The following is a 12,756-nucleotide window of genomic DNA, read 5'->3' as shown; positions in this document are numbered from 1 at the left end:
ATAATCCGCTAATCAAGTTATAAGGAGTTCATCACGCTCATGACAACCACACCGTCAGCAACACCCCAAAACATCGACCATGAAGAGATTGCCAAATTCGAGGCTGTTGCCTCGCGCTGGTGGGATCTGGAAGGTGAATTCAAACCGCTGCATCGCATCAATCCGCTGCGTCTGAACTATATTCTCGAACGCGCCGGTGGCCTGTTCGGGAAAAATGTTCTTGATGTCGGTTGCGGTGGCGGTATTTTGAGTGAAAGCATGGCGGTGGCAGGGGCGAAAGTCACCGGGCTGGATATGGGGGGCGAACCCTTACAGGTGGCACGTTTGCATGCGCTGGAAAGCGGCGTAAAAGTCGATTACGTACAGGAAACCGTTGAGGCACATGCCGATGCACATCCACAGCAATACGATGTGGTGACCTGTATGGAAATGCTGGAGCACGTTCCTGATCCGGCTTCTGTTGTTGCCGCCTGTGCGCGTCTGGTGAAACCCGGCGGCCATGTATTTTTCTCCACGATCAACCGCAATAATAAAGCCTGGCTGATGGCAATTTTCGGCGCTGAGTATGTGCTGAAAATGGTGCCAAAAGGCACGCATGATATTAAAAAATTTATCAAACCGTCTGAGTTACTGGGGATGATTGACCGCACGCCCTTGTCCGAGCGCCACATCATTGGCCTGCACTACAATCCGCTGACCGACCATTTCAAGCTCGGTCCGAATGTGGATGTGAATTACATGATCCACACCCAGGCGTTATAAAATTCTACCGGTAAAAAGAGGACAGCTAATACTGTCCTCTTTTTGCTTTTCCGCCCGCCCCGCTGCCTTACCAGCGAACACTTATCCCCATCGCCCCCTGGGTTTGTGTAAAATCCTCTGAACTTTGCTGCTGACCCATTTTGCCCCAGACTGTGGTATTTGCGCCCAGGTCACCGTTGATGCCGATGCTCAGTTCCGCACTGTCTTTGGTTGTGCTATCAGTGAAGTTCACGCCATCAACGTTCAGTGAAGTCTGCGCACTGTTGTGTCGGTAATTCGCGTCAATAAAGGGTTTAAGGTGTAACGCGGGTGCCGGGTGAATGTCCCATTCGCTGCGGATCCCCAGCCGTGTCTGAACAGGAGTATTGCCAGCCTGTGCCACTTTCGACTGGTTCGATGCGGTAAAATCTTTCTGCTTCACGCCCTGATAAATCACCTGTGCCTGGGGCTGCAGTGTCCAGTTCCACCGTTTTCCCTGCATCAGGGTGAAACGGTAACCGCCCTCAAGTGAAGCTAAAACGCCGGAAGCGTGATAATTATCGTCACCCGTACCGTCTTCGCTGGCGCTGTTATCAAACCAGGCATATTGCAGCCAGCTGTCGAGATACATCCCCTGATGATTGCGCGCATCCTGATACCAGGAACCGGTCAGCCCGACAGCATACCCCTGAGTGTTATTATCGGATTGACGACCGGTCAGCACGCTGGTGTTGTCACCGTGGCTGATGCTGTAACCGCCCACCACACCGGCCATTAATTCGCTGTCACCCAGGTTATTCCGCCAAAAATTGCCGCTTATCTGTGCAACGGTGCTGTCGTTGTGGCGGTCAATCTGATGGCTGAATGTGGAACTGTCGTGCGCAGACTCCACACGCAGTTTGAGGTTGTCATGGGCTGCACCGGCGTGATCCTGTGCCGTCATGCTGAACGCATTATTGGCGATACGCAGGTTACTCATGTATCCCCCCGTCTTAGGGTTCAGCACCGGGGTAAAATTATCGCCACCGGGTACTGGCTGGGGCTGCGGGGGGACATCAGGATCGGGCTGCGGTTCTGGCGTCGCCACCTGCGAGCGCAAATACCAGTCCTGATTATCTTTCACCAGCGAATAGTCATAGGCGCCCATATTGATATATTGCTGCTCACCGGCCAGATGAAAATCTGCGCCGTTCTGAACGTTTTGTGGATCCGCAGCAAAATCAACCACCCTGATACCGGTTTGCGTCGCCTGCCCGGTGCCGCTGACCGGCACAATGGTCAGTGCGGTATCACCGGCAGTATTGCCACTGAGGATGAGCTGATCGGAGGCTGAGGCATCGCCATTCATTTCCGTTTCCAGTACCACGGTGCCGCCGCCGGTATAATCGCCTTTGACCGTCAGCGTATCGCCCGCCGTACCATTCTGCAGGCTGGCGGTTCCGGCGCCGTTATCGAGATCCCCCTTCACCGTCACACCGCTCAGATAGGTTAATGCGTCAAGGGAAAGACTGCTGTTCAGTGTACCTTCCAGCCCCGAGCCTGATGTGGCATTCACCAGCGTACCGCCCGTGCCCGTAAACAGGCTGGCATTCAGCGTCGCAGACGTGTCCTGATTTACCAGTACCAGTCGTGTACCCTCGGAAATTAATACCGCACCGGTAGATGTCGCATCAATGCTTTGTACCCACTGATCCATCCCGGTTTCAAACGTGGCGTTTTCACCGACATACAGTGAAGAGGCATCAGTGATGATATTTTCCGCCCCACCCTGCAAAGTACCTTGTTCGACGCGCACGGCGGAATGGCTGCTGCCTGGATCCTGCAGAATTAACGTACCGTTACCGCTTTTCGTGAAGGTGCTGTTAACGTCTGCCCTCCCGCCGGTGCTGTCGGCCACTAAGCCTCCCCATTGCGTCGTCACGCCGTCGTCTACCTGCACCGTCCCTGAGGCCCGCATTTCAATATCCCGCGCCTTACCCGTCTGTGCTGATGTGGTATCAATTTGCACGTTGCCCTCCGCCGTTGCAGAAACCTCCAGCGTACCGGCCTGCGTCGGATCGGTAAAAATAACCTGGCGGTTGTATGCCTCGTCACCGAGTTGAGAATTACCGGTGACCTGCAACGTGCCGGAGGCAATTTGCGTTGTGCCCAGATATGCATTGTTATCCGCCAGCGTGACGCGACCGGCACCCGCGTTAACCACCACATAGACGCCACCATCAACGTGATAATCACTGCCTGCGCTGAATGACACCCGATCGTCATTACCGATCACCGTACCACCGGAACCACTGATCGCCAGGCCGTCCTTGGCCTGTTCGGTCTCACCGGTAAACGTGGTCATATCTGATAAATCCAGTACGCCGCCGTCTAACACAATGGACTGAGGATCGGCCTGTAAAATAGCTAAGTCTCCGGCATCGCCACGCAGGCTGAGAACGGCATTTTTTTCCACCACAATGTCGCCATCCAGCCCCATAGACTGTGCGCCGGTCATACCGAAACTGCCATTTTCTGCCACGGTCAGCTTACCTGAGCCGGTTGTGGTTCCTGCCATAGAGCCGCTGTTAACCATGACATTGCCCCCCGCATCAATATTCAGGGTGCTGTTTTCATGACCCGTAAATGCATTTTTAAATGTCTGTTGCGTACTGCCCACATTAAGTCGGGCTGAGGGGTTCGGAGAAATGTCGCTACCTATGACGATGCCGTGACAGGTATCCGCGTCGTTCTGGCAATGAGTCTCACCCACATTGATAAGGGTATCGTCACGCCCCAGTGTCACCGTCCCCTCCAGAATGTCGAAAAGACCGGTAAAACTGCTGTTGTCGGCGTTCAATACCAGTTCACCCGCACCACCTTTGAAAATGGCACCGTATCCCGCTATCGAGTCATACGCGCCATCATTACCGGCATTACCGATGATCAGCGACTTATCTGCGGCGACAGTAAACTCCGCCTCACTGTGACCGAGGTACATGAACCCCCCGCCTGATGCCTCCGGTTGGTTGCTATAATTGTCTGCAACATTATCGTGGTAGTAAGCCACCCCGCCATTATCTTCATAGTTTTCATCGATTTTGATGTCGACAAGGAAAGGTGTGGATGCACTGTTGGTATAAATTGCCCCACCCAGTCCTCCGGCCTGGTTGCCGGTAAATTCGCTGTTGGTGATAAACATTCCGCCATGGGAATCGGTCGTATTATCTGTGGCATCAATAGCGCCGCCGTTACCATTACCCGCACTGGCGCTTTTATGGGTTTTCGCCTGGTTGTCGGCAAATAAAACATTTGTCAGCCGGACTTCGTTATTCAGGGAATAAATCGCCCCGCCTTTTCCTTCGCTGGAAATGTTTCCTGAGAATACCCCGTTCGTTATCGTCAGGTCAGTCTCGCCTTCGTCATTTGTGCCATTCATATATATCGCACCCCCGTATTCAGGGGCGACGTTATCAATGAATAGGGTATTTTGCACAGAGACAGTCGAGTTTTCTTTAGCAAATATCGCACCGCCATTTTCTGAGCTGCTATTCCCCCTGAACAGGCTGTAACCGGAGGTGTCCTCGGGAATAATCTCCAGTGTGCTGCCGTTCCCCAGATGGAATGCACCGCCAGAATCACCGGACACACTGAGCCCGGAAAACTGCATCACAGCCCCGTCAGCGATGGTATAGCTATTGAGGGTTTTATTTTCCAGCGTCGTGGCTGTGGCACCACAACTTTCAGTGATTTGCATACCTGAACAGGCCGGGAGAGATTCGGCAAATACGCCTTTTGAAAAGGGGACTAAATTAAAAACTAAAAATAGACATGCTGTGATTTTATTGAACGCCATGGAAACCCCGCTCCCGGACCCGATAAAAGAAGGGGGCGAAGGTAATATGCTCGATGTGGAGAGACCACTTAATGATAAATTTAGAATATATAAACATGGTCATTTATTCATGATATGTATTTATTATATGGCTAATTTTTCTCCCACATTCTGCGATAAAATAAATGCCACGGGTCAGGTCAAGGCGCGTGTCAGCCAGTCTGCCGCTGTGCGGGCAACGTCAAATCCTCTGCGGTTGCAAGCCCTTTTTTCATCGGCTTTTGCTGAATTTGTGTTAAGTAACAGGTCATACCGGGGTTAAAACGTTAGTTTTTAGGGCTTTGGTGAATAGTGACGCCGCAACATGATTTTTTAGAATAGTTATTCAGATCAATATAGCGTTTTTTTCTAACGTTTAATAAACCGGCAGTCGATCACCTTTCGTAAAAATATAAGAAAATCGTATCTCAGATATTGACAGGATTGTCGCACCAGCAATGGCGGACTCCTCAGACGGGAGCGTAAAATTTCTCCCCAACTTATCCACAAATCTGCCGATTTTGTTCACTTGCAAAAGGGACATTCAGTCACTATCTTGTCATCAGAAAATAACAAACCCACAATATATTGTGTTTATATCCTGACCAGCACACTAGGGACCTCTTGTGCTGCCGCGCGTGTTTAACGCGGTCGGGTCAGACCTTTTATAAACCTTTAAGGTATCGCACCCCATGAACCAAAGTCTGCTTGTTACTAAACGTGATGGCCGCACAGAACGCATTAACCTTGATAAAATCCACCGTGTCATTGACTGGGCAGCGGAAGGTCTTCAAAACGTATCAGTTTCTCAAGTAGAGCTCCGTTCACACATCCAGTTCTATGACGGGATTAAAACCGCCGATATTCATGAAACCATCATCAAAGCCGCTGCTGATCTGATTTCTAAGGATGCACCGGATTATCAATATCTGGCGGCGCGACTGGCCATCTTCCATCTGCGTAAAAAAGCCTACGGCCAGTTTGAACCTCCAAAACTGATCGACCAGGTGACCCGCATGGTTGAAATGGGTAAATACGACAAACATCTGCTGGAAGACTACACGGCTGAAGAGTTCGAGCAGATGGACAGTTTTATTGACCACTGGCGCGACATGAATTTCTCTTACGCGGCGGTTAAGCAGCTGGAAGGGAAATATCTGGCGCAGAACCGTGTGACCGGCGATATCTACGAAAGCGCACAGTTCCTCTACATTCTGGTCGCGGCCTGCCTGTTCTCCGGCTATCCGCGCGAAACCCGTCTGGATTACATCAAACGTTTCTACGACGCGATTTCAACTTTCAAGATTTCTCTGCCTACGCCCATTATGTCCGGCGTGCGTACCCCGACCCGTCAGTTCAGCTCATGCGTTCTGATCGAATGTGGCGACAGTCTCGATTCCATTAACGCCACCTCCAGCGCCATCGTGAAATACGTTTCACAACGCGCCGGTATCGGCATCAACGCCGGTCGTATCCGTGCACTGGGCAGCCCGATCCGTGGCGGGGAAGCCTTCCACACCGGTTGTATCCCTTTCTACAAACATTTCCAGACTGCGGTGAAATCCTGTTCTCAGGGTGGCGTTCGCGGCGGTGCAGCCACCTTGTTCTACCCGATGTGGCATCTGGAAGTGGAAAGCCTGCTGGTACTGAAAAACAACCGTGGTGTTGAAGGCAACCGCGTCCGTCATATGGACTACGGTGTGCAGATCAACAAACTGATGTATCAGCGTCTGGTGAAAGGTGGCGACATTACCCTGTTCAGCCCGTCTGACGTGCCGGGCCTGTACGATGCATTCTTTGCCGATCAGGACGAGTTCGAACGCCTGTATGAGAAATACGAGCAGGACGCCAGCATCCGTAAACAGAAAGTGAAAGCAGTTGAACTGTTCTCCCTGATGATGCAGGAACGGGCATCAACCGGCCGTATCTACATTCAGCATGTTGACCACTGCAACACCCACAGCCCGTTTGATCCAGCTATCGCGCCTGTTCGCCAGTCCAACCTCTGTCTGGAAATCGCGCTGCCAACCAAACCGCTGGATGACGTGAACGACGAAAACGGCGAAATCGCACTGTGTACGCTCTCTGCCTTTAACCTCGGCGCTATCGACAGCCTCGACGATCTGGAAGAACTGGCGGTACTGGCGGTTCGTGCGCTGGATGCCCTGCTCGATTATCAGGATTACCCGATTAAAGCCGCAAAACGCGGTGCGATGGGCCGTCGTACCCTGGGTATCGGCGTGATTAACTACGCGTATTATCTGGCAAAAAATGGCGTACGTTATTCCGATGGCAGCGCTAATAACCTGACCCACAAAACCTTTGAAGCCATCCAGTATTACCTGCTGAAAGCTTCCAACGAGCTGGCGAAAGAACAAGGCGCATGCCAGTGGTTCAATGAAACCACTTATTCGCAAGGCATCATGCCTGTGGATACCTACAAGAAGGATCTGGATGCCATTTGCGATGAGCCGCTGCATCTGGACTGGGATACACTGCGCGAAAGCATTAAAACGCACGGCCTGCGTAACTCGACGCTGTCTGCGCTGATGCCGTCTGAGACCTCTTCGCAGATCTCCAACGCCACCAACGGCATCGAGCCACCGCGCGGCCATATCAGTATTAAAGCCTCGAAAGACGGCATCCTGCGTCAGGTTGTGCCTGAGTATGAGCGTCTCAAAGATCAGTATGAGCTGCTGTGGGATATGCCGAACAACGACGGTTATCTGCAACTGGTGGGCGTGATGCAGAAATTCATCGACCAGGCGATTTCTTCAAACACCAACTACGATCCGTCGCGCTTCCCGAACAGCAAAGTGCCGATGAAACAGTTGTTGAAAGACTTGCTGACCGCCTACAAATTTGGCGTGAAAACTCTGTACTATCAGAACACCCGTGACGGTGCCGATGATGTACAGGAAGACATGAAAGCCGAGGTGGCTGATGACTGTGAAAGCGGCGCCTGCAAAATCTAATCTTCTGTTTTAATTAAAAATATTATTCAAAACCCCCGTCAGGGGGTTTTTGCCGAGAATGTCGAGGAAGTTATGGCCTACAGTACTTTTTCCCAGAATAAAAACGATCAGCTTCTTGAGCCAATGTTCTTTGGCCAGTCGGTTAACGTTGCCCGTTTCGACCAACAGAAGCATGAAATTTTTGAAAAACTGATCGAAAAGCAACTGTCATTTTTCTGGCGTCCGGAAGAGATTGATGTTTCCCGTGACCGTATCGATTTCCAGGCGCTGCCGGAACATGAAAAGCACATCTTCCTGAGCAACCTGAAATACCAGACGCTGCTGGATTCCATTCAGGGCCGCAGCCCGAACGTCGCACTGCTACCGCTGATTTCCATTCCGGAACTGGAAACCTGGGTCGAGACCTGGGCGTTTTCAGAAACGATTCATTCACGGTCTTATACTCATATCATCCGTAATATCGTTAACGATCCGGCAATGGTATTTGACGATATCGTGACCAACGAAGAAATCCTCAAGCGCGCGAAAGACATCTCCGGTTATTACGACACGCTGATTGAAATGACCAGCTACTACCATCTGCTGGGGGAAGGCACGCATCAGGTCAACGGCAAAACGGTCGTGGTTAATCTGCGTGAGCTGAAGAAGAAGCTCTACATCTGTCTGATGAGCGTTAACGCGCTGGAGGCGGTACGTTTCTACGTCAGTTTCGCCTGTTCATTTGCGTTCGCTGAACGTGAACTGATGGAAGGCAACGCGAAAATTATCAAGATGATCGCCCGCGACGAAGCGCTGCATCTGACCGGCACTCAGCACGCGCTGAACCTGCTGCGTTCAGGCCAGGACGATCCGGAAATGGCTGAAATTGCGCGGGAATGCCAGCAGGAATGCCACGACCTGTTTGTTCTGGCGGCACAACAGGAAAAAGACTGGGCAGAATACCTGTTCAAAGACGGTTCCATGATCGGCCTGAACAAAGACATTCTTTGCCAGTACGTCGAATACATCACCAATATCCGTATGCAGGCTGTCGGGCTGGATGCGCCGTTCAAAACCCGCTCGAACCCAATCCCGTGGATCAACGCCTGGCTGGTGTCCGATAACGTGCAAGTTGCGCCGCAGGAAGTGGAAGTCAGTTCGTATCTGGTCGGTCAGATCGACTCTGAAGTTAACGCCGATGACCTGAGTGATTTTGAGCTTTAAATGACCGACAGGATCCTCACACTTTCAGCCAACGGACAGCAACTGGTCTGTAAAGCCGGGCACCGCAATTTGCTGGAAGTGTTTGAACATCATCAGGTTGAAGTGGAATACCAGTGCCGGGAAGGTTATTGCGGATCGTGCCGGATGAAGCTTATCAGCGGGGAAGTCACTTACAGTGAAAAACCTTTAGCCTTCATCTCAGACGGCGAAATTTTGCCGTGCTGTTGCATGCCGGCCGGGGATATTGAAGTCGAGTTTTAGTCCTTGCTCCTCCCCTTCACAGGGGAGGAGCTAAAACTCAGACCTTAGCAACCCGATCCAGCCACGGGTAATCCGCCACCGGCTCCCAGCTATTCAGATAGCGCCGCAACATATCCATCGCCACCATCGCCATCGTCTCCTGCCGTAATGCCAGCCCGTGACGCGTCGCGGTATAACGGATCGTCAGGCCACGGGTGCCGGCCGGGGTATGCAGTGCCAGACTTAACTCTTCACCAGACAGCGCCCCGACAGCCAGCGCCAGTTGGGCGCCGGTAGTTTCGGCCAGCGTCTGTGCGCGTGCCAGCAGGCATTCGAGGGATTTCTCCGGGGAAGCTTCACTGTCCTGTGGCAATAATTCACCATTGGTCAGCGGGACTCCTGCACTTTGCAAACGCCAGTTCAACAGGCCACCGGTAAAACTTTCGCTGACCGCCAGACGTAAATCCTGTGCCAGCAGACGTTCAGCAAGACGATCCGGCAGGCTGCCCGGTCCTTCGAAAATAGTGCTTTCCCCGGCCACTTCCCGCACACGTTCGAATGCTTTGTGCATCGCGTTTTCCTGCGAACGCGGACCGGTCACTTTCAGTTCAATGATAGGCGATGACGAACGGTACCCCATCACCACGCCTTCGGGCAGTTCGAGTTTATCCAGTTCGGTGGCAAGGTCACTTTCACCCCGTCCGAAGGTGGTCAGACGCAGACATAACGGGGCTTCCAGCGCCGGAAATTGTTTGTGCAGACGCGGAACGATTTGTTGTTCCACCATCACTTTAAATTCAGAGGGTACGCCAGGCGTAAAGAATATCTGGCAACGGTTAAGTCGCACACTGAAGCCGCAGGCAGTCCCGACCGGATTATCCAACAACTCGGCATTGGCGGGGATCTGGGCCTGTTTACGGTTGGATTCAGCCATCGGACGGCCGCGTTCCCTGAAGAACGCCTGCATGGTTTCAATCCAGCCGGCATCTTCTACCAACTCCACCCCACAGGCTTTCGCTGCCGCCATCGCACTTAAATCATCGGTCGTTGGCCCCAGGCCGCCGTTCACGATAAGTACATCAGCAATGTGGCTACGCTCTTTGAGAACAGCAACCAGCGCATCCAGGCTGTCGCCCACCGTTTCACGGCTGGTCATCGGTAAACCTTGCTCAAACAGATAATTCGCCAGCCACGCCGAATTGGTATCTACAATCTGGCCATGCAGTACTTCATCACCCGTACTCAGCATCTCAACCCTAAGCATCCCGTTCTCCTTCTGTATTTTTTGTTATTCCACTGTAGAAAGGCTGGGCAAGAAAAACAATCTCTCTACGGCAGAAAACAAAAAGGCCCGCACGAATGCGAGCCTCAGATCTTGCTTCAGACAACATCAGAAATTCACTGCGCCGCCTACATAAGCACCGTCTGCCACCACGTTATCGCGGTTGCCGTCTTTACCATCCATCGCCATGTAGCGGTAACCCACGCTCACGGTAACCAGCGGGATGGCGGTCAGACGCACGCCGGCGTTAGCTTCTTTGTAGTTGCCAATGCCGCTCGACAGTGAATCCGGAGAATAGTAGTAGTCACCGTACAGGGTGAACATTTTCGCGATTGGCAGTTGCAGACCACCGCCGACAGCCGCAGCATAACCTTCGTCACCGTCTTTCGGATTGGTATACAGACCTTTACCGCCAACCGTTGCCATGAACGGGCCGAGCGGAATGTTGTATCCCAGCCCTACACCTGCCACATCACCGTCATCGTCGTTATGCGTCCAGTCACCGCTCAGTGCCAGGCCCGGAGACGTGGTGCCAAAGCCCACACCCAGATGCGTGTAATGTTCACCGACTTCACCATTTACACTGATCGCGTTCGCGGCAGCAGCCGCGAACATCAAACTGGCAGCGGCGCCAGCGACAAGGATCTTTTTCATTATTTTTCCCAAATAATTGCTAAACAACATTAAATCTTCCGCCCGAAGTCTAAAGCAATTTACTCTGTTGTCACAACGTTTTGGATCTTTTAAACGTTCAGTCAAGCCGGGAAAATTGTAAGTAACATCGTTTTCATTAATGAAATGAACGTTTCCCATCGAAATGATAATTCCCACCTATTTGCCTCTGATCAATATAGGGTTTATTTGTAATCGGTAGAGTTAATTTGGCTTAGGGAGACAACCTGCTACCCGGGCAGATTTAAAGAACTACATCAACGTCACTACCCCTATACACCCGCACTCACTGAAAGGAATTTTTATGACCAAGAAAGGTTTAACAACCGCCGCTGGCGCGCCTGTCGTCGATAATAACAACGTGATTACCGCTGGCCGCCATGGACCGTTGCTTTTGCAGGATGTCTGGTTTCTTGAGAAATTAGCGCATTTCGACCGCGAAGTGATCCCTGAGCGCCGTATGCACGCGAAAGGCTCCGGCGCTTATGGTACTTTCACCGTGACACACGATATTACCGCCTTCACACGCGCGAAAATCTTCGCTGAAATCGGCAAACAAACTGACCTGTTTATCCGTTTCTCGACAGTTGCCGGTGAACGGGGCGCAGCAGATGCGGAACGTGATATTCGCGGTTTTTCGATAAAATTCTATACCGAAGAAGGCAACTGGGATTTAGTCGGCAATAATACCCCAATATTTTATCTGCGCGATCCACTGAAATTCCCTGACCTGAACCACGTCGTCAAACGTGACCCGCGCACTAACCTGCGTAATCCGGCGTATAAATGGGACTTCTTCTCTCATCTTCCTGAAGCCCTGCATCAGCTGACCATTGATGTCAGCGACCGCGGCCTGCCAAGGTCTTACCGTCATATCCACGGCTTCGGCAGCCATACTTTCAGCTTTATCAATGCAGAAAATGCGCGTTTCTGGGTGAAATTCCACTTCCGCTGCCAGCAGGGCATTGAAAACCTGATGGACGAGGAAGCGGAAAAACAAGTAGGTGCCGACCGCGAGAGTTCTCAGCGGGACTTGTATGAAGCAATTGAACGCGGCGATTTCCCGCGCTGGAAACTGTTTGTGCAAATCATGCCGGAGCAAGAAGCCTCAAAGCTGCCTTACAACCCGTTTGACCTGACCAAAGTCTGGCTGCACAGCGATTATCCGCTGATCGAAGTGGGTGAATTCGAGCTGAACCGCAATCCGGAAAACTACTTTGCAGAAGTAGAACAGGTTGCAATGAATCCGGCCAATGTCGTGCCTGGCATCGGTTTCTCACCTGACCGCATGTTGCAGGGGCGTCTGTTCTCTTACGGCGACGCGCACCGTTATCGCCTGGGTGTGAATCATCATCAGATCCCGGTCAACGCACCAAAATGCCCGTTCCATAATTATCATCGTGACGGCGCAATGCGTATCGACGGCAACAGTGGCAACGGTGTGACTTACGAGCCGAACAGCGCAGGTTTATTCCAGGAGCAACCGGATTTCAGCGAACCGCCACTGAGCATTGAAGGCGCGGCCGATCACTGGAATCACCGTGAGGATGATGATTACTTCACTCAGCCACGTTTGCTGTTCAACCTGTTGTCTGAGGCTGAACATCAGCGCATGTTTGCACGCATTGCCGGTGAGCTGAAACAGGCTTCGCCGGACACGCAGGTACGCCAACTGGCGCTGTTTTATAACGTCGATCCAGCTTATGGCGCAGGGGTTGAAAAGGCACTGAAAGACTGATTTTTTACCCTCAGAAATGACAAGGGCCGCATTGCGCGGCCTTTTTTGTTTA

At 52.0% G+C, this 12,756-nt stretch carries 9 protein-coding genes; 6 read left to right on the top strand and 3 right to left on the bottom strand.

What is annotated here, in order from left to right; genetic code table 11:
* Positions 1-39 precede the first annotated feature (39 nt).
* Positions 40-762, top strand: coding sequence for a bifunctional 2-polyprenyl-6-hydroxyphenol methylase/3-demethylubiquinol 3-O-methyltransferase UbiG (ubiG, locus tag J1781_RS13090; RefSeq protein ID WP_217219497.1), 723 nt, complete (start codon positions 40-42; stop codon positions 760-762).
* A 67-nt stretch (positions 763-829) separates the two neighbouring features.
* Here ubiG and J1781_RS13085 read toward each other — a convergent pair whose 3' ends face one another.
* Positions 830-4,477 (bottom strand): autotransporter outer membrane beta-barrel domain-containing protein, encoded by a 3,648-nt coding sequence (locus J1781_RS13085; RefSeq protein ID WP_238483529.1) that lies wholly within the window; start codon positions 4,475-4,477, stop codon positions 830-832.
* Between J1781_RS13085 and J1781_RS26180 the strand changes: the two genes are divergently transcribed.
* The 4 genes from J1781_RS26180 (at position 4,449) to yfaE (ending at position 9,033) form a co-directional block, all read left to right on the top strand.
* A complete protein-coding gene (locus tag J1781_RS26180) occupies positions 4,449-4,877 on the top strand; it encodes a hypothetical protein (RefSeq protein ID WP_238483199.1) in 429 nt (142 codons plus the stop codon). The genes J1781_RS13085 and J1781_RS26180 overlap by 29 nt on opposite strands.
* Before the next feature lie 409 nt (positions 4,878-5,286).
* Positions 5,287-7,569, top strand: coding sequence for a class 1a ribonucleoside-diphosphate reductase subunit alpha (gene nrdA, locus J1781_RS13080; RefSeq protein ID WP_129991776.1), 2,283 nt, complete (start codon positions 5,287-5,289; stop codon positions 7,567-7,569).
* 72 nt (positions 7,570-7,641) lie between these two features.
* The gene (gene nrdB, locus J1781_RS13075) at positions 7,642-8,772 is read left to right on the top strand and encodes a class Ia ribonucleoside-diphosphate reductase subunit beta (protein WP_129952354.1); all 1,131 of its coding nucleotides are present in this window, start codon (positions 7,642-7,644) and stop codon (positions 8,770-8,772) included.
* Complete coding sequence (gene yfaE, locus J1781_RS13070; protein ID WP_217220296.1) at positions 8,773-9,033, top strand: class I ribonucleotide reductase maintenance protein YfaE; 261 nt, start codon at positions 8,773-8,775, stop codon at positions 9,031-9,033.
* Between the two features lie 37 nt (positions 9,034-9,070).
* On the opposite strand, the gene J1781_RS13065 is transcribed toward yfaE, so the two are convergent.
* Complete coding sequence (locus tag J1781_RS13065) at positions 9,071-10,276, bottom strand: nicotinamide mononucleotide deamidase-related protein YfaY (RefSeq protein ID WP_217157565.1); 1,206 nt, start codon at positions 10,274-10,276, stop codon at positions 9,071-9,073.
* A gap of 126 nt (positions 10,277-10,402) precedes the next feature.
* Positions 10,403-10,948, bottom strand: a complete 546-nt coding sequence (locus J1781_RS13060) for a YfaZ family outer membrane protein (RefSeq protein ID WP_129952351.1) — start codon at positions 10,946-10,948, stop codon at positions 10,403-10,405.
* Between the two features lie 322 nt (positions 10,949-11,270).
* Between J1781_RS13060 and J1781_RS13055 the strand changes: the two genes are divergently transcribed.
* Positions 11,271-12,704 carry a catalase gene (locus tag J1781_RS13055; protein WP_217233710.1) on the top strand — a complete coding sequence of 478 codons (1,434 nt, stop codon included), beginning with the start codon at positions 11,271-11,273 and terminating at the stop codon, positions 12,702-12,704.
* Positions 12,705-12,756: the final 52 nt, after the last annotated feature.

The organism is Rahnella perminowiae, assembly GCF_019049695.1.
Lineage (GTDB): Bacteria > Pseudomonadota > Gammaproteobacteria > Enterobacterales > Enterobacteriaceae > Rahnella > Rahnella perminowiae.
This window is presented reverse-complemented; position numbering and strand designations above follow the sequence as displayed.